This window comes from Leisingera sp. ANG1, assembly GCF_000203975.2.
Lineage (GTDB): Bacteria > Pseudomonadota > Alphaproteobacteria > Rhodobacterales > Rhodobacteraceae > Leisingera.
This window is the reverse complement of sequence record NZ_AFCF02000006.1, coordinates 417,304-434,162: the sequence shown is the minus strand read 5'-3', so window position 1 is coordinate 434,162 and position 16,859 is coordinate 417,304. Positions and strand designations below refer to the sequence as shown.

Genomic DNA, 16,859 nt, shown 5'->3' with positions numbered 1-16,859 from the left:
CATGACGACCGAGCAAGCAGTCAAAGCTTGTTATGCCAAGTGGCGCGACCTCAAAGGTCGCGCCCAGAGAAGCGAGTTTTGGCAATTCTATATGCTCGTAACTGTCATGGTAATGGTCTCAAAAGCAGCAGATGAATGGCTTTCAGAGACCGCAGGACTTCGTTTCTCTGTTTTCTACCTTGCAGTTGTTTTAGCGACCCTGCTTCCCATAATCAGCTGCGCCGTAAGACGCTACCACGACATCGGTCTTAGCGGATGGCTATTACTCATTTGGTCGGCCGCTTTTGTGGCACCTGCCTTCAGTTTTTCTGAAGAAACCGCATTTATCGTGACCTGCGTTTTATTTCTCGCTTTTCTGATTACCTTTGCACTTCCTTCCCAACCTGGCTCCAACAAATACGGCCCCAACCCGCAGGAGGCACACCAATGACCAAGAGAATTCGCTCCTCCCGCGTCCTCAGGCCAACGTCGGCAAGTGCAAGCACACTATGCCTCGCCCTCCTCACCGCCACCTCCGCCGCGGCCATCACCGCGCCGATGCAGGGCGTGCTGAACTTCGAGCCCGGCACCAGCATCGAGGACGTCCAGGCCCGTATTGAAACCGAAATCTGCAAGGGCGCCAGTTCCGTGACCATCACGTCCGGCCCGGAACAATCGCTCGACCCGACCAAGGAACAGGTCACGTTCCAGTGCGAACCCTGACCTGCCCCCACAAACCGCATACCGACTCTTCGGGAGCTTAAGATGACCGACCAATCGCCCAACGACCTCTTTCACGCCTCCTCCTTCATGCAGGGGCACAATGCGGAGTATCTGGAGCAGCTTTATGCCCGTTACGCCAATGACCCGAACGCGGTGGATGCCGCCTGGGCCGAGTTCTTCCGCCAGATGGGCGATGCCGAACTGGACGTGAAGGCAGAGGCCAAGGGCCCCTCCTGGGCGCGCGGCGACTGGCCACCGGCCCCCAATGACGATCTGACCGGCGCGCTGACCGGCGAATGGCCGGCCCCCGCCGAGGCCAAAGGCGCGGGCAAGAAGATCAAGGACAAGGCCGCCGCCAAAGGCGTTGAGCTGACCGACGATCAGGTGCAGCGCGCGGTGCTGGACTCGATCCGCGCCCTGATGCTGATCCGCGCCTACCGGATCCGCGGCCATCTGGCGGCGGATCTCGACCCGCTGGGCATGCGTGCCGCCACCCCGCACCCGGAACTGGACCCGAAATCCTACGGCTTCACCGATGCCGACATGGACCGGCCGATCTTCATCGACAACGTTCTGGGCCTGCAGGTCGCGACCATGCGCCAGATCGTGGAGATCGTGAAACGCACCTATTGCGGCACCTTCGCGCTGCAGTACATGCACATCTCCAATCCCGAAGAGGCCAGCTGGCTGAAAGAACGGATCGAGGGTTACGACAAGGAAATCACCTTCACCCGCGAGGGCCGCAAGGCGATCCTCAACAAGATGGTCGAGGCCGAGGGCTTTGAGAAGTTCCTGCACGTCAAATACACCGGTACCAAGCGGTTCGGCCTGGACGGCGGCGAGAGCCTCATCCCGGCGATGGAGCAGATCATCAAGCGCGGCGGCGCCCTGGGTGTGCGCGACATCGTGATCGGCATGCCGCACCGCGGCCGCCTCAACATCCTCGCCAACGTGATGCAGAAGCCCTACCGGGCGATCTTCAACGAATTCCAGGGCGGCAGCTTCAAGCCCGAGGATGTGGACGGCTCCGGCGACGTGAAATACCACCTCGGCGCCTCCTCCGACCGGGAGTTTGACGGCAACAACGTGCACCTCAGCCTGACCGCCAACCCCTCGCACCTGGAGGCGGTGAACCCGGTGGTTCTGGGCAAGGTCCGCGCCAAGCAGGACCAGCTGGGCGACACCGAGCGCAGCCAGGTGCTGCCGATCCTGCTGCACGGGGATGCGGCCTTTGCCGGCCAGGGCGTGGTGGCGGAATGCTTTGCGCTGTCGGGCCTGCGCGGCCACAAGGCCGGCGGCACCATGCATATCGTGGTGAACAACCAGATCGGTTTCACCACCGCACCGCATTTCTCGCGTTCCTCCCCCTATCCCACCGACAACGCGCTGGTGGTTGAGGCGCCGATTTTCCACGTGAACGGCGACGACCCGGAGGCGGTGGTGCACGCCGCCAAGGTCGCCACCGAGTTCCGCCAGAAGTTCCACAAGGACGTGGTGCTGGACATCTTCTGCTACCGCCGCTTCGGTCACAACGAAGGCGATGAGCCGATGTTCACCAACCCCTTGATGTACAAGAAGATCAAGGGCCACAAGACCACCCTCACCCTCTACACCGACCGGCTGGTCAAGGATGGCCTCATCCCCGAGGGAGAGATCGAGGACATGAAGGCCGCCTTCCAGGCGCATCTGAACGAGGAGTTCGAGACCGGCAAGAACTACAAGCCCAACAAGGCCGACTGGCTGGACGGGCGCTGGTCGCATCTGGACAAGAAGGACGCCGACTACCAGCGCGGCCGCACCGCGATCGAGCCGGACACCCTGGCCGACATCGGCCGCGCGCTGAGCCAGGTGCCCGAGGGCTTCCCGCTGCACCGCACCGTCGGCCGGGTTCTGGACGCCCGCGGCAAGATGTTCGAAACCGGCGAGGGCTTTGACTGGGCCACCGGCGAGGCGATGGCCTTTGGCTCGCTGATGCTGGAAGGCTACCCGGTACGCCTCGCGGGCCAGGACGCCACCCGCGGCACCTTCTCGCAGCGCCATTCCGGCATCGTCAACCAGGAGACCGAGGAGCGCTACTACCCGCTCAACAACATCCGCGCAGGCCAGGCCCAGTACGAGGTGATCGACTCGGCCCTGTCAGAATACGCGGTACTGGGTTTTGAATACGGCTACTCGCTGGCCGAACCGAACGCGCTGACCCTGTGGGAAGCCCAGTTTGGCGATTTCGCCAACGGCGCCCAGATCATGTTCGACCAGTTCATCTCCTCAGGTGAATCGAAGTGGCTGCGGATGTCTGGCCTCGTCTGCCTGCTGCCGCACGGGTTCGAGGGCCAGGGGCCGGAGCACTCCTCCGCCCGGCTGGAGCGCTTCCTGCAGATGTGCGGCCAGGACAACTGGATCGTTGCCAACTGCACCACGCCGGCAAACTACTTCCACATCCTGCGCCGCCAGCTGCACCGCACCTTCCGCAAGCCGCTGATCCTGGTCACGCCCAAGTCGCTGCTGCGCCACAAGCTGGCAGTCAGCAAGGCAGAGGAATTCACTACCGGCTCCAGCTTCCACCGGGTGCTGTGGGACGACGCGCAGCACGGTAACTCCGACACCCAGCTGGTGGCGGACGACAAGATCAAGCGCGTGGTGATGTGCTCGGGCAAGGTCTACTACGACCTTTTGGAAGAACGCGACGCCCGCGGCATCAATGACGTCTACCTGATGCGGATCGAGCAGTTCTACCCGTTCCCCGCCATCTCGATGGTGAAGGAGCTGGAACGCTTCAAGCAGGCGGAAATGGTCTGGTGCCAGGAAGAGCCCAAGAACCAGGGCGCCTGGACCTTCATCGAGCCCAACATCGAATGGGTGCTGACCCGCATCGGCGCCAAGCACACCCGGCCCGTCTATACAGGCCGCGCCACTTCGGCCTCGCCCGCAACCGGCCTGGCCAGCGAACACAAAGCCCAACAAGCAGCCCTCGTGAACGAAGCGCTGAGCATCTGAGGATAAAGAGACATGACAACCGAAGTCCGCGTACCCACCCTGGGCGAATCCGTGACCGAGGCCACCGTGGCCACCTGGTTCAAGAAGCCCGGCGACAGCGTCAATGCCGATGAAATGCTCTGCGAGCTGGAAACCGACAAGGTGACGGTCGAGGTACCCTCGCCCGCCGCCGGCACATTGGGCGAGATCGTCGCCGCTGAAGGCGACACCGTCGGCGTCGACGCACTGCTGGCCACCCTGACCGAGGCCAACGGTGCTGCCGCGGCCCCTGCCGCCAAAGCGGCAGCACCGGCTCCGGCTGCTGCGCCCTCCGGCGAAGACAGCGCCCCGGTGCCGGTCATGGTTCCCGCACTTGGCGAGTCGGTCTCCGAAGCGACCGTTTCCTCTTGGTTCAAGAAGGTGGGCGACACCGTCGCGCAGGATGAAATGCTGTGCGAGCTGGAAACCGACAAGGTCTCCGTCGAGGTGCCCGCGCCCGCCGCCGGCGTGCTGACGGAGATCATGGCAGCAGAAGGCGCCACCGTACAGGCCTCCTCGCAGCTGGGCGTGATTGCCTCCGGTGCCGCCGGGGCCGCCGCCGCACCTGCCGCAGCCCCTGCCCCTGCTGCCGCTGCCGGCGGCTCCAAGGACGTCGCCAACGCGCCCTCTGCGGAGAAAGCCATGGCCGAGGCCGGCATCAGCGCCGATCAGGTCACCGGCTCTGGCCGCGACGGCCGCATCATGAAGGAAGACGTCGCCGCCGCCGTGGCCGCCGCCAAGGCAGCCCCTGCCGCCGCGCCTGCGCAGGCACCGGCCCAGGTCCGTGGCCCCGTCACCGCCGATGACGCCGCGCGCGAGGAGCGGGTGAAGATGACCCGCCTGCGCCAGACCATCGCCAAGCGCCTGAAGGACAGCCAGAACACCGCTGCCATGCTGACCACCTACAACGAGGTCGACATGACCGAGGTGATGGCGCTGCGCAACGAGTACAAGGATCTGTTCCTGAAGAAGCACGGCGTGAAACTGGGCTTCATGTCCTTCTTCACCAAGGCCTGCTGCCACGCGCTGAAAGAAGTGCCGGAAGTCAACGCCGAGATCGACGGCACCGACATCGTCTACAAGAACTACGTCCACATGGGAATCGCCGCAGGCACGCCCACGGGCCTGGTGGTGCCGGTGATCCGCGACGCCGACGCGATGTCCTTTGCCTCCATCGAGAAAGCGATTGCCGAAAAAGGCGCCCGCGCCCGCGACGGCAAGCTGTCGATGGCGGAAATGCAGGGCGGCACCTTCACCATCTCCAACGGCGGCGTCTACGGCTCGCTGATGTCCTCGCCGATCCTGAACCCGCCGCAGTCCGGAATCTTAGGCATGCACAAGATCCAGGACCGCCCGATGGCGATCAACGGCAAGGTGGAGATCCGCCCGATGATGTATCTGGCGCTGTCCTACGACCACCGCATCGTCGACGGCAAAGGCGCCGTGACCTTCCTGGTCCGCGTCAAGGAAGCGCTGGAGGATCCGCGGCGTTTGCTGATGGATTTGTAAGGCTCAGTTTGCTACAGCTTTCTGACATCACTCGGAATTGGACTAGCACCTTCAATCGCCTGGCGATTGGAGGGCTGGCATTGCTTTTCCTTAACGTGGTTGGAGTGGTAAATGCATTTCCAAAGGAACCGCTCAATGACAAAGGCATTCCATTAAATCTCGAGCTTGTTTTCTTAATGATCGGCCTTCTCTTTGCTTGCCTTCTGTTAGGTATGCTTATCATACCCCTAGGCAGGCCAACTTTTGACAAGGGGCTGTTTAGCGAGCGCAGCAAGGTGATGCTAGCCGCTAGAGTTGGCGCTACTGAAAACCCACTACTTATTGCACTTTACCGTGATGCTCAGTCAAAGGCGGAACTTGCCATGGGAGCAATTGGGATAGTTATTTTTTGTGTTGCCGTGAGCATCTTCTTAGCTTTTTGGGATCTATCCGAGAATGGCGTTTCTTTCTTTGATGCACTTAAACAATCCCCATTGAGCCAGAGCTCAGCTTGGGTAGCGGGACCCATTAGTTTTTGTTTTTCGAGATGGCTAAAGAAGGTCTCATCCGACACTCTAAAGGAGCTGGACATTCTCCTGAATGAGAGTTTTTCGGAAAAGAACGAGGCATGACCCTCCCGCTCTGGGGCCTTGTCTGCCTCTCGATCCTCGCCCTGATCCACGTGAGCTGCGACAGCTTCCTGTTGAAGCTCTCGGTCGGCAACGCCTGGACCGCAGGCCCGCGCGACACATCTGTCAGCCGCGGCGCATTGGCGGGCCGGGCGCGGCGGGCCTTTACCAACTTTCTGGAAACCGCCCCGGTCTTCATCAGCCTGGCGCTGGTCGCGGAACTGGCGAGCCTGCACAGCGCGCTGATCACCACCGGGATTTACACTTATCTCGGGGGCCGCGCCCTCTACCTGCCTGCCTACCTCAGCGGCGTGCCTTACCTGCGCACCGCCATCTGGCTGATTGCCACCAGTGGCCTTGCCGCGATGCTTGCGGGGGTGCTCCTCGCATGAGCTTTCACCTTTCCGAAAATACTCAAATTGGCTCCGCCCAAGCCGGGGGCAGCGCCGCTATTCTGCGGAAACTTCTGCGGCACACGCCTTTCTTGAGTGGAATCAAAGCGCTCCTTACCCTTACCGGGGCATCCTGCCCTCAATACGGATAAAGGAGTAACCCCGATGGCAACCCATGTTCTCTGGCAGGCCGATGTGGCCGATTTCAACGCCTGGCTCACCGTGTTCCGGCAGGACAAGCGCAACCGGCAGGCCGCTGGCATCACCGATCTGAACGTCTGGAGCGATCCGGACCGCAAGAACCACGCCGTGGCGCTGTTCGCGATCACCGATCTGGAGAAGGCCCGCGCTTTCTTCGGCTCCGAAGAACTCGCCATGCACCTTGAACGCGACGGGGTCACCAATATCTCGATCAAGATGTTGACCCCGGTCTGATCATAACACCACAATCCCCTAACGCGTGTTCCGAGAAACGGAACCGGGGAGAAACGAGGAAAACCGACCCATGTCCCAATATGACGTCATCGTAATCGGCGCCGGCCCCGGCGGCTATGTCTGCGCCATCCGCTGCGCCCAGCTGGGACTGAAAACAGCTGTTGTCGAGGGCCGCGAAACCCTCGGCGGCACCTGCCTGAACGTGGGCTGCATCCCGTCCAAGGCGCTGCTGCATTCGACCCACCTGCTGCATGAGGCAGAGCACAACTTTGCCCATATGGGCCTCAAGGGCAAAAGCCCCTCGGTCGACTGGGATCAGATGAAGGCCTACAAGGACGAGGTGATCGGCCAGAACACCGGCGGCATCGAGTTCCTGTTCAAGAAGAACAAGATCGACTGGATCAAGGGCTGGGCTTCCATCCCGGCGGCCGGCAAGGTGCAGGTCGGCGACGAGGTGCACGAGGCCAAGAACATCGTGATCGCCTCCGGCTCGGTGCCTGCCTCCATTCCGGGTGTGGAGATCGACGAGAAGATCGTGGTCTCCTCCACCGGTGCGCTGGAACTGCCGAAGATCCCGAAGAAACTGGCCGTCATTGGTGCCGGCGTGATCGGTCTGGAACTGGGCTCGGTCTATGCCCGCCTCGGGTCGGAAGTGACCGTGGTCGAATACATGGACGCGGTCTGCCCCGGCATGGACAAGGACGTGCAGCGCTCCTTCAAGCGGATCCTGGAGAAACAGGGCCTCAACATCATTCTGGGCGCCGCGGTACAGGGGGTGGAAACCTCCAAGACCAAGGCCAAGGTCAAGTACCAGCCCAAGAAGGGCGGTGACGAGGTGGTGCTGGACGCCGATGTGGTGCTGGTGGCAACCGGCCGCAAACCCTACAGCGAAGGCCTGGGGCTGGACAGCCTCGGCATCAAGATGACCGAGCGCGGCCAGATCGCCACCGACAACCACTGGCGCACCAACCTGCCCGGCATCTATGCCATCGGCGATGTGATCGAAGGCCCCATGCTGGCTCACAAAGCCGAGGATGAAGGCATGGCGGTGGCCGAAGTGATCGCCGGCAAGCATGGCCATGTGAACTACGGCGTCATTCCGGGCGTCGTCTACACCACGCCCGAGGTGGCCACCGTTGGTGCGACCGAGGACGCGCTGAAGGCCGAAGGCAAGAAGGTCAAGACCGGCAAGTTCATGTTCATGGGCAACGCCCGCGCCAAGGCCGTCGGCCAGGCCGAGGGCGGTTTTGTCAAGATCATCACCGATGCGGAAACCGACCGCATCCTGGGCGCCGCGATCATCGGCCCGGCAGCGGGCGACATGATCCACGAGCTGTGCGTGGCAATGGAATTCGGCGCCTCGGCCGAGGATGTGGCGCTCACCTGCCACGCCCACCCGACCTATTCCGAAGCCGTGCGCGAAGCGGCGCTGGCCTGCGGCGACGGGCCGATCCATAGCTGATTGCAAGAGCCCGGCCCTAAGCGGGCCGGGCCTATTTCGAGGCCAATAATTGAACCCTAAGATTCTACTGACGGTCTGCGCTGCTGGTCTCGCAGCAGGCCTGCTGCTTGGCCGGGAACTGCACAGCGAGCCTAGCCGCGCAGACCGCACCGCTCAGCTGTTCACAGAAATCTGCGTTCCATTCCACTTGGGTACACTGGATGAATCTCCTGAAACGTTCGGCCTGATCAGGAAGGATTTGATTCTGCATGAACAGCGCTGGGTGGATCCTGTTTCTGCAAGCTTCCTCCACTTGCAAGAACACTCCTGCACCATTTCCACAAATGCACCGTATTCTCTTACCAAAGCCGAAGGAGAGGTGCTGGCGGCCAAAATCGAAGAAATCGTCGCAGCCATTTTTCCGGAGCTGGCCTTTGATCCCAAGGCAACTCTGGGAGACAACGTTCTGTTTCGGGCTTGGATGCATGGAAAAGTTGCCTCCCCCCAGCGTTGGGGAGTATCCGTCTATGTGCATCCGGACTTCGGTGAGAGTGCAGGCAGCTCGGTCAGTCTGATGGGCCCGCGCTCAAGCTAAGGCTATACGCTGAATTCAGGTTGGCATTGCTCCTCATTCCCGTTCTACTGCTCCCAAGATTTCCCCAGCAGGAGACATTCCCATGCCCGTTTCATTGCAAGTCATTTACCCGGCTGGCGAAGGCAAAACCTTCGACTACGCTTACTACGCCGACACCCACATGCAGATCGTGGACCAGCACATGGGGCCGCACATCCAATCGGCTGTGGTGACCAAGGGGCTGGCAGGCGGGCCGGACATCGCGCCGCCGTTCTTTGCCATCGCCACCCTCGTCTTTGCCGATCAGGCGGCGATGGACGCGGCGATGAAGGCGGCAGGCCCGGCGCTGGAGGACATTCCGAATTTCACCGATGTGCAGCCGCAGATACTGGTTGGCGATGTGATCGGCTGACAGGGTTCCGGGCTGACAGCGTAATGCGCCGCCAGCCCGGTCCGGCCAAACCGGCCGGCCACCTGTGAGTGGTGTAACAAGCGCAGGACGAGTGCGCTTGCTGACGGCATAAACGCCCGCGGAAAGAACTTCCGTCGCTGATCTGCAGAAAATTTTTGAAGGCGTCCGGGCTGCGCCCGCCGGATCAGGCCTGAGCCGGCGCCTGTTCCGGGTCGAAACCGGCGTCGCGCATCAGCGCATCGGAGCGTGCCTCGACCCGCTCCTCCAGCTGCGTCATGAAATCCTCGCGGGTGATCCCGGGCTGCATCACTTCCAGGAACTCCACCACCGCCAGGCCGGGCTTGCGGTAGATGCCTGTGCGGGGCCAGAACACGCCGGCATTGGTGGCCGCAGGCACGCAGGGCTGCTTCAGCCCTTCATACAAAACCACAGTGCCGATCTTGTAGGGTTTCTTGGCCCCCGGTGCCACGCGGGTGCCCTGCGAGTAGATGATCAGCTGGCCTGGCTCCTTGGTCTCCTTGGCGACGTCCTTGACCATCTTGGCAATCGCCGCGCCGCGCTTGCCGCGGTTCACCGGCACGCAGCCCAGCCGCTTGGCATAGACACCGATCACCGGCGTCCACATCAGCTCCCGCTTCATGATGAACCGGGCCGAGGGCACCGCGTTGAAGATGATGATGATATCGAGGAAGCTCTGGTGCTTGGCGGCGACGATCACCTCGCCATCAGGCACCTGCCCGCGCACTTCGGTGCGGATGCCGACCATCCAGCGCGCAGTCCAGATCACCCAGCGGGCATAGGCCTTGCAGGCGGTGCGCGCACCCTTGGGGGACACCAGCGCCCAGGGCGCGAACACGATGCCCAGCACCAGCATCGCCAGATACATCTGCGTGATGAACAGCAGCGAGCGCAGCCATTGGATCGGGTTTTTCACGACAGTTCCCCCAGTCGTTTGGTGGCCGCCCGGGTGGTGGCGGCAAAGGCCACCAGCGCGCCCAGCGGCGGAATCAGCAAGGGCACCAGCCAGCCCCAGCCCTGAAAGCCGAGCCCGGTCAGGAAACCGCCCTCATCAGAGGCTTCGGGCATCAGCCAGACACCGATCATGCCCAGCACCACGCCCGCCGCTGCGCCGGTCAGTGCCCGAAGGGTGAAGCGGCGGATAAAGGCCTGGGCGATATAGCTGTCAAGCGCGCCGACCAGCCGCAGCACTTCGATCACCTGGGCGTTTGCCGCCAGCGCCGCATTGGCAGCCAGGGTGATCATCGCCGCGGTGGCGCCGCCGATCAACAGGATCGACACCCAGGCAAGGCGGCGCAGCGCGTGCGCCGCATCCACCAGAGGCGCCCGCCAGCGGGTGTGGTCATCCAGCACCGCGCCCGGCACCTCTGCCTGCAGCCGCAGCCGCAGACCCTGCGCATCATAGCCCGCATCGTCGCCGGTCACCTCGATCAGCTGCGGCAGCGGCAGGTCGCCCACCGGCACACTGGCGCCGAACCAGGGCGCCAGCAGCGCCGCCTGCTCCTCGCCCGTCAGCGCCCGCGCGGTGGCCACACCGGGGGTCTGGCGCAGGATCTCCAGCGCCGCCTCGGTCTGAGCCGTGCGCTGCTCTGCCGGGGCATTGATGCGCAGGGTGGCGGCGCGGGCCAGTTCCTCGGCCCATTGGTCCGCCAGGCGGCCAGAGGCCATCGACAGTGCCAGTGCAAAGACCGCCAGAAACGCCATGGCGCCGGAGACAAACAATGTCAGCTGGGCGGTGAAGCCGCTTGGCGGCACCACCCGGTCGGCCTGGGCATCGCCCAGGATCAGCTTGCGCAGCCTGCCCTCGCTCATAGGTCCGCCCCCGCCAGCTGCAATTGCCGGTTGGAAATCCGCAGCACCCGCGCCTGCACCTGGTTCTTGGCAGCGCGGATCAGCGACAGGTCATGGGTGGCGACCAGGATGGTCTTGCCCATCCGGTTCAGCTCCACCAGCAGCTGCAGCAGCCGCTGCGACATTTCCCAGTCGACGTTGCCGGTCGGCTCATCTGCGATGATCACATCCGGCGACAGGATCACGGAACGGGCCAGCGCCGCCCGCTGGCGCTCGCCGCCCGACAGCTCCGGCGGCAGCGCATGGGCGCGCTCGCTGAGGCCCACCCAATTCAGCAGTTCCTGCAGGTTGGCTTCCTCGTGGCTCAGCTCACGCCCGGAGACCAGCAGCGGCAGCGCGATATTCTCGATCACCGGCAGGTGGTCCAGGAACCGGCAGTCCTGATGCACAACACCCACGCGGCGGCGCAGATAGGCCATCTGGTCGCGGTCCAGCCCGTGCACATCCATGTTGAAGGCGCGCACCCGGCCCGCGGTCGGGTTCAAGGCACCGTAGCAGAGCTTCAGCAGCGTGGTCTTGCCCGCACCGGACGGGCCGGTCAGGAAATGGAACGAGCCCGGCGCCAGCTGCACCGACACCGCGTTCAGCAGCTCGCCGCCGCCATAGTTGTAGCCCACATTTTCCAGCTCGATCACTGCTGCCCCCTGAACGCGCGCGTTTTGGCGCCCGGCTGTTTTGCCCCAAGGGGCCGGCAGTTTCAATGGGGGCTCTGTTGCCGGGAAACCCGGGGCCGGCAGGTTGCGGCAATTGCTGCTTTCGCTGGATGCGGCGGATGCCTATAATCCCTTAAAAAACAACCTGCCGCCAGTCAGGGCGGCGGGAAGGTGCCGAGGAGAGCATGATGCGCCTGACCTGCCCGAATTGCGCAGCCCAGTACGAAGTGCCTGAAGATGTGATCCCGCCTGAGGGCCGGGATGTGCAGTGCTCCAACTGCGGCCAGACCTGGTTCCAGGCGGCAGCGGGCGCGGATGCGGCGGAAGATGCCGCACTTGAAAATATCGGCATCGAGGAAGCCTTTGCCCGGGCAGCCGAAGCCGAGGCAAAGGAAAAGTCCGAACGGGAGCTGGCAGCAAAGGCGGAACAGGACGCCGAACCGGAACCTGAGCCGCAGCCTGAACCTGAGCCTGAGCCTGAGCCGGAGACCGGCACATCGGAGAGACCTGCACAGGAAGCGGACCCGGAAGAGGCGGAAACCGCCGCAGAGCCGCCCCAGGACAGCACCGAAGACGACGCGGCCGGGCAGCCCGGCGCGGATGAAGACATTTCGGACGAGGCGCCTGAACCTGAGGCCGAACAGGCACTGCAGCCGCCGCAGCGGGGGCGTTCGCTGGATCCGGAAATGTCCGATATCCTGCGCGAGGAAGCCGCGCGGGAAGCGGAACTGCGCGCCGCGGAAAGCCAGAGCCTGGAAACCCAGCCCGATCTGGGGCTGGAGGAAGCAGCGCCCGCCGAGGACGAAGCCGCCCGCCGCAGCCGCCAGGCCCGCGACCGGATGGCCCGCATGCGCGGCGAGGACCCGCGCCAGATCGCCGCTGCCGAAAGCGGCTCGCGCAAGGAACTGCTGCCGGACATCGAGGAAATCAACTCCACCCTGCGCTCTGCCGGCAGCGCGGCCCCTGCGCCGCAGGCGGACCCGGAGGCGCTGCCGGTACCGCGCAAGAGCAGCTTTGCCCGCGGCTTTGCGCTGTCGGTGATTGCAGCGCTGATCCTGCTGATGATCTATGACAAGGCACCGCTGATTGCCGAGAAGCTGCCGCAGGCAGATCCGGTTCTCAGCAGCTATGTGGATTGGGTCGATCAGGCGCGGCTGTGGCTGGACAACCAGGTGAAGTCCGTCACCGCCACCCAGTAACCCGGGGTCATTTCTGAGGTATTTGCGCCGCAGGTATGCCTGCAGCACCCTGTGCTGCCGGGGTCAGAACCGGTCCAGCAGCCGTTGCAGGTAGCCGCGCTCCCGCTCGTCCCGCTCCCGCTCGCCGGCCCGGCGGCGGATGTCCTCCAGCAGGTCCCAGGCGCGGCGGTAGGCCGTGCCCTCGCCCACCTTGCCGCCGTCATTGATGCTGCCGTTGTTGCGGCCCAGCGGGTCCAGCCGCTCTCCTTGCGCATTGGCTGAGGGCTGCTGCCCGTTCTGCTGCCCCGGCTGCTGCTGCTGCGCCAGCGCCTCGCCCAGGCTGCGCATGCCTTCACGCAGCGCCTCCATGGCGTCGGACTGGCGGTCGATCGCTTCGGCGTTGTCGCCGCCGCGCAGCGCGTCCTCGGCGCCTTCCATGGCACGGCCCGCGCGGTCCAGCGCTTCGCGTGCGGCCTCACCGGCCTCACCGCCCAGATAGGGCAATCCTTCGCGCTGCTGCTGCAGCTGCTGTCGCAGCGCCTGCTGGCGGTCGGCCAGCGAGCCGCCCTGCCCCGGCTGTTCGCGGTTGCTGCCGCCCTGGCCACCCTGGCCATCCGGGTTGCGGCTCTCTGCGCCCTCGCCGCCCTGACCGTCGCCTTGGTCGCCGCCCTGCCCGCCCTGGTGGCTCTGGCCGCGGCCCAGCCCGCCGTCACGGCCCTCGTTGCCCTGGCTCTCGCCGCTGCGGGCGCCGGGGTTGAACTGCTCCTGCAGGTCGCGGAAGGCCTGATCCGACAGGCCCTGCTGCTCGCGCAGGGTCTCTGCCAGACCTTCCATCGCCTCGCGGCCCTCATTGCCCTGGCCTTGCCCCTGCTGCGAACGGGTCATCCGCATGTTTTCCATCATCTCCTGGAACTCGCGCAGCGCCTGCTCGGCCTCGGCCATGCGGCCCTGCTCCATCAGTTCCTGGATGCGGTCCATCATTGCCTGCAAGTCATCCTGGCTGAGCGTCATCATGTCTTCGGGCATATCGCCCGGGTCCATCATCTCGCCATTGTTTTCAGCCATCCGGCTCAGCTGGCGCAGATAGTCCTGGGTCGCCTCGCGCAGCTCCTGCATCAGCCGGGCAATCTCCTGCTCGCTGGCGCCGTCGCGCATCGCCTGGCTCAGCCGCTCCTGCGCCCGCTGCATCCGCTCCAGCGCGTCGCCCACGTCGCCCTCTTCCAGCTGGATCGCCAGATCCCACAGCGCGGCGGCAATCTCCTCCTGCCGCGGCTCGGGGATCGTGCCGGCAACGGTATAGCTTTCCAGCCGCCGAAGGATGGTGCGCAGCCGCAGGTAATCGCCATAGTCGCGGAACAGACCCTCTGGCCGGTGCGTCAGGGTGCGGATCACCTGCGCCACCCGCACCGCATTGGCGCGCGCCCACAGCAGGTCGCGGCGCTGTTCGATCACAGCCGCTGCCAGCGGATCGAAGAAGCGGCGGGTCAGCAGTTCGGCGCCGTAACCCGCAGCGGCCGAAGACTGCCCGGCCTCGTCGGTGGCAGAGAAGGTAAAGACCACCGGCAGGTTGGCCCAGGGGTGCTGGGCAAAGTCCTCGATCAGCTTCTCGGTGAATTCCTGGCGCGACCCGCTGAGGGGCAGCGGCAGGTCCAGCACCAGCGCCTCACGCGGATCGGGATCGGCCGCCAGCCCATGCTGACGTTCCACCGCCGCCAGATCCAATGCGATGCGCACCTGCCCGGCGGCCACGCCGTAGTCATCCTGCGCTGCAAAAGCCAGGGTGGTGTAGCCATCGTTTTCCAGTTCCGGCTCGCCTGCAACCGCCACCATGGGCGGGTTGTCGGGGATCACCTCCACCTGCCAGCTGCGCCCGCCATCGCCCTCGATGGCAAAGCTGCCGCTGCGGGTGACATCGAATTCCATCGCAGCCTGCGGCGGTTCCGCTTCGCTGCCGCCCTGGCCGGACACAGTCTCCGCCAGTTCCAGCGCACCCAGTTCGCCATAAAAGCGCAGGGTGACGCGGCTGCCCTCAGGCAGCTTCAGCACCCCTGCGTCCTGGTCATTCAGATAGAGCACCGGCAGGCGGGTATAGGCGGGCGGCTCTGCCCAGCCCTCCCAAGCCGGGCCATTCAGGGCCGCGCTGCCGCCTGTGCCCAGGTCCTTGACCGTGGCGACCTGCCAGATCGAGCCGAACAGAACCGCCACCGCCAGCATCAGCCCCGCCATATAGCGCAGGCCGTAAGCGTCGGAGGAGGCAATGTTCAGATCGGGTGCCGGCGCCTTGGCCCTTGCCGCCGCCGCGGCCATCCGGCGCTGGTGCGCCTGCCATAGCGCGGCTGAGGCAGCGTCGTCTGCACCAATCGCCTGGGTATCCAGCAAGGCTGAGACGGGGCGGCCCGGCAGGGTCTGATCCAGACGGGCCAGCGCCGCGGCCTTGCTGGGCCAGCGGAAGCGCCAGAGCCCCCAGCCCAGCGCCGCCGCGGCGGCGATCAGCACCGCCATCGCACCGGTCCAGACCAGCCGCTCCGGCAGCATCTGGTGCAGCCCGAGCATCAGCGCCGCCAGCGCTGCCATCATCAATGAGGCCAGCGGCCAGAAACTGCGCAAAGCACGCTCTGCCACGAAACCGGCCCGCGTCAAGGCCAGCGGCCAGCGCAGGGGTTTCAGGGCCGGATCGGCCTGCCGGTTTCTTTGGCGGTCAAAGGGCATACGGGCCTCATCCTCATGTGGCCCGCGCCGGTTCGCGCCCGGATCGCTTCAGAGCCACTCCGGGATGGTATCGCGGTTTATCATCTCTTCATAGTCCGGGCGGCGGCGAATAACCGCGAATTGATCCCCGTGCACAAGCACTTCGGGGATCAGCGGGCGGGAATTGTACTCACTCGCCATCACCGCGCCATAGGCGCCCGCACTGCGGAAGGAGACCAGATCGCCCGCAGCCAGCGGCGGCAGGTCGCGCTGCTTGGCAAAGGTATCGCCGGTCTCGCAGACCGGGCCGACGATGTCATAAGGCTGGCTTTCCACGCCCGCTGCGGCTTCCTCGACCGGGATGATGTCGTGATACGCCTCATACATCGCCGGACGGATCAGGTCGTTCATCGCGGCATCCAGGATCAGGAAATCGCGCCCCTCGCCCGACTTCACATAGATCACCTTGCTGACCAGCTGGCCCGCATTGCCGGCAATCAGCCGGCCCGGCTCGATCTCGATCTCGCAGCCGAGGTGGCCGAGCGTCTCCTTGACCATCTGGCCGTATTCCACCGGCAGGGGCGGTGCCGAGTTGGAGCGCTCATACGGGATGCCGAGGCCGCCGCCCAGGTCCAGGCGGCGGATATCGTGGCCGTCGGCGCGCAGGGCTTCGGTCAGCTCCGCCACCTTCTGATAGGCCAGCCGGAACGGCTCCAGATCCGTGAGCTGCGAGCCAATGTGGACGTCGATCCCCACCACCTCCAGCCCCGGCAGCGCGGCGGCGCGGGCGTAAACCTCGCGGGCGCGGGCAATCGGTATGCCGAACTTGTTCTCGGATTTTCCGGTGGCGATCTTGGCGTGGGTCTTGGCATCCACATCCGGATTAACCCGGATGGTGATGGGGGCTTTGGCGCCCAATTCCTCAGCCACGGCGCTGATCACTTCCATCTCCGGCTCGGATTCCACGTTGAACTGGCGGATACCGCCGGTCAAAGCCACGCGGATTTCCTCTGCCGTCTTGCCGACGCCGGAAAACACGATCCTGTCGCCCGGCACGCCCGCCGCCTTGGCCCGCAGGTATTCGCCCTGGCTGACCACGTCCATGCCGGCACCGGCCTGTGCCAGCGTCTTGAGGATCGCCTGGTTGGAGGCGGCTTTCATCGCAAAGCAGACCAGGTGGTCGGTGCCCTCCAGCGCCTCGTCGAACAAGCGGAAATGGCGCAACAGGGTGGCGGTGGAGTAGACATAGAACGGGGTGCCCACCGCCGCGGCGATCTCGGCGATGGGAACGTCTTCGGCGTAAAGCGCGCCGTCGCGGTAGAGAAAATGGTCCATGCCCCCGCGTTTAGGGCAAAAGGGGCAGATGGATCAAATGATTCCGCCCCG

The 16,859-nt window shown here is 64.6% G+C and carries 16 protein-coding genes; 11 read left to right on the top strand and 5 right to left on the bottom strand.

The window, feature by feature from the left end:
- Position 1: 1 nt before the first annotated feature.
- The 10 genes from GC1_RS21945 to GC1_RS11560 all read left to right on the top strand — a co-directional run bounded on the left by GC1_RS21945 (position 2) and on the right by GC1_RS11560 (position 9,085).
- Positions 2–430, top strand: a complete 429-nt coding sequence (locus GC1_RS21945; protein ID WP_019297073.1) for a DUF805 domain-containing protein — start codon at positions 2–4, stop codon at positions 428–430.
- Positions 427–702 carry a hypothetical protein gene (locus GC1_RS11600; protein ID WP_019297074.1) on the top strand — a complete coding sequence of 92 codons (276 nt, stop codon included), beginning with the start codon at positions 427–429 and terminating at the stop codon, positions 700–702. The genes GC1_RS21945 and GC1_RS11600 overlap by 4 nt, the downstream gene beginning before the upstream one ends.
- Before the next feature lie 42 nt (positions 703–744).
- Positions 745–3,696 (top strand): 2-oxoglutarate dehydrogenase E1 component, encoded by a 2,952-nt coding sequence (locus tag GC1_RS11595; protein ID WP_019297075.1) that lies wholly within the window; start codon positions 745–747, stop codon positions 3,694–3,696.
- A gap of 12 nt (positions 3,697–3,708) precedes the next feature.
- Positions 3,709–5,223, top strand: a complete 1,515-nt coding sequence (gene odhB / locus GC1_RS11590) for a 2-oxoglutarate dehydrogenase complex dihydrolipoyllysine-residue succinyltransferase (protein WP_019297076.1) — start codon at positions 3,709–3,711, stop codon at positions 5,221–5,223.
- Between the two features lie 80 nt (positions 5,224–5,303).
- A complete protein-coding gene (locus GC1_RS11585; RefSeq protein WP_019297077.1) occupies positions 5,304–5,834 on the top strand; it encodes a hypothetical protein in 531 nt (176 codons plus the stop codon).
- Positions 5,831–6,223, top strand: coding sequence for an MAPEG family protein (locus GC1_RS11580; protein ID WP_019297078.1), 393 nt, complete (start codon positions 5,831–5,833; stop codon positions 6,221–6,223). Before GC1_RS11585 ends, GC1_RS11580 begins: the two co-directional genes overlap by 4 nt.
- A gap of 165 nt (positions 6,224–6,388) precedes the next feature.
- Positions 6,389–6,658 (top strand): hypothetical protein, encoded by a 270-nt coding sequence (locus GC1_RS11575; protein ID WP_019297079.1) that lies wholly within the window; start codon positions 6,389–6,391, stop codon positions 6,656–6,658.
- Positions 6,659–6,728: 70 nt separating this feature from the next.
- Positions 6,729–8,120, top strand: coding sequence for a dihydrolipoyl dehydrogenase (lpdA, locus tag GC1_RS11570; protein ID WP_019297080.1), 1,392 nt, complete (start codon positions 6,729–6,731; stop codon positions 8,118–8,120).
- A gap of 49 nt (positions 8,121–8,169) precedes the next feature.
- Positions 8,170–8,694, top strand: coding sequence for a hypothetical protein (locus tag GC1_RS11565; protein WP_029204896.1), 525 nt, complete (start codon positions 8,170–8,172; stop codon positions 8,692–8,694).
- An 82-nt stretch (positions 8,695–8,776) separates the two neighbouring features.
- A complete protein-coding gene (locus GC1_RS11560; RefSeq protein WP_019297083.1) occupies positions 8,777–9,085 on the top strand; it encodes an EthD family reductase in 309 nt (102 codons plus the stop codon).
- Positions 9,086–9,269: 184 nt separating this feature from the next.
- Here the strand turns inward: GC1_RS11560 and GC1_RS11555 are convergent, their stop codons facing one another.
- Genes GC1_RS11555 through GC1_RS11545 form a run of 3 tightly spaced genes read right to left on the bottom strand, consistent with a single transcriptional unit; the run spans position 9,270 to position 11,589 of the window.
- On the bottom strand, positions 9,270–10,019 hold the full coding sequence (locus tag GC1_RS11555; protein WP_019297084.1) for a lysophospholipid acyltransferase family protein: 750 nt from the start codon (positions 10,017–10,019) through the stop codon (positions 9,270–9,272).
- Complete coding sequence (locus tag GC1_RS11550; protein ID WP_019297085.1) at positions 10,016–10,915, bottom strand: cell division protein FtsX; 900 nt, start codon at positions 10,913–10,915, stop codon at positions 10,016–10,018. Before GC1_RS11550 ends, GC1_RS11555 begins: the two co-directional genes overlap by 4 nt.
- Positions 10,912–11,589: a cell division ATP-binding protein FtsE gene (locus tag GC1_RS11545; RefSeq protein WP_029204897.1), complete on the bottom strand. Its 678-nt coding sequence runs from the start codon at positions 11,587–11,589 to the stop codon at positions 10,912–10,914. Before GC1_RS11545 ends, GC1_RS11550 begins: the two co-directional genes overlap by 4 nt.
- A gap of 203 nt (positions 11,590–11,792) precedes the next feature.
- Here GC1_RS11545 and GC1_RS11540 point away from each other — a divergent pair, with 203 nt between their 5' ends.
- The gene (locus GC1_RS11540) at positions 11,793–12,806 is read left to right on the top strand and encodes a zinc-ribbon domain-containing protein (protein ID WP_019297087.1); all 1,014 of its coding nucleotides are present in this window, start codon (positions 11,793–11,795) and stop codon (positions 12,804–12,806) included.
- 63 nt (positions 12,807–12,869) lie between these two features.
- Here GC1_RS11540 and GC1_RS11535 read toward each other — a convergent pair whose 3' ends face one another.
- Both GC1_RS11535 and lysA read right to left on the bottom strand, forming a co-directional pair.
- A complete protein-coding gene (locus tag GC1_RS11535; RefSeq protein ID WP_019297088.1) occupies positions 12,870–15,494 on the bottom strand; it encodes a TIGR02302 family protein in 2,625 nt (874 codons plus the stop codon).
- Positions 15,495–15,542: 48 nt separating this feature from the next.
- On the bottom strand, positions 15,543–16,808 hold the full coding sequence (gene lysA / locus GC1_RS11530; protein WP_019297089.1) for a diaminopimelate decarboxylase: 1,266 nt from the start codon (positions 16,806–16,808) through the stop codon (positions 15,543–15,545).
- Between the last annotated feature and the right edge of the window lie 51 nt (positions 16,809–16,859).

Excerpts from the sequence above, each read along its gene's own strand:
- GC1_RS21945 (WP_019297073.1), top strand. The coding sequence starts at position 2 with ATGACGACCGAGCAAGCAGTCAAAGCTTGTTATGCCAAGTGGCGCGAC.
- GC1_RS11600 (WP_019297074.1), top strand. The coding sequence starts at position 427 with ATGACCAAGAGAATTCGCTCCTCCCGCGTCCTCAGGCCAACGTCGGCA.
- GC1_RS11595 (WP_019297075.1), top strand. The coding sequence starts at position 745 with ATGACCGACCAATCGCCCAACGACCTCTTTCACGCCTCCTCCTTCATG.
- odhB (WP_019297076.1), top strand. The coding sequence starts at position 3,709 with ATGACAACCGAAGTCCGCGTACCCACCCTGGGCGAATCCGTGACCGAG.
- GC1_RS11580 (WP_019297078.1), top strand. The coding sequence starts at position 5,831 with ATGACCCTCCCGCTCTGGGGCCTTGTCTGCCTCTCGATCCTCGCCCTG.
- GC1_RS11575 (WP_019297079.1), top strand. The coding sequence starts at position 6,389 with ATGGCAACCCATGTTCTCTGGCAGGCCGATGTGGCCGATTTCAACGCC.
- lpdA (WP_019297080.1), top strand. The coding sequence starts at position 6,729 with ATGTCCCAATATGACGTCATCGTAATCGGCGCCGGCCCCGGCGGCTAT.
- GC1_RS11560 (WP_019297083.1), top strand. The coding sequence starts at position 8,777 with ATGCCCGTTTCATTGCAAGTCATTTACCCGGCTGGCGAAGGCAAAACC.
- GC1_RS11550 (WP_019297085.1), bottom strand. The coding sequence starts at position 10,915 with ATGAGCGAGGGCAGGCTGCGCAAGCTGATCCTGGGCGATGCCCAGGCC.
- GC1_RS11540 (WP_019297087.1), top strand. The coding sequence starts at position 11,793 with ATGATGCGCCTGACCTGCCCGAATTGCGCAGCCCAGTACGAAGTGCCT.
- GC1_RS11535 (WP_019297088.1), bottom strand. The coding sequence starts at position 15,494 with ATGCCCTTTGACCGCCAAAGAAACCGGCAGGCCGATCCGGCCCTGAAA.
- lysA (WP_019297089.1), bottom strand. The coding sequence starts at position 16,808 with ATGGACCATTTTCTCTACCGCGACGGCGCGCTTTACGCCGAAGACGTT.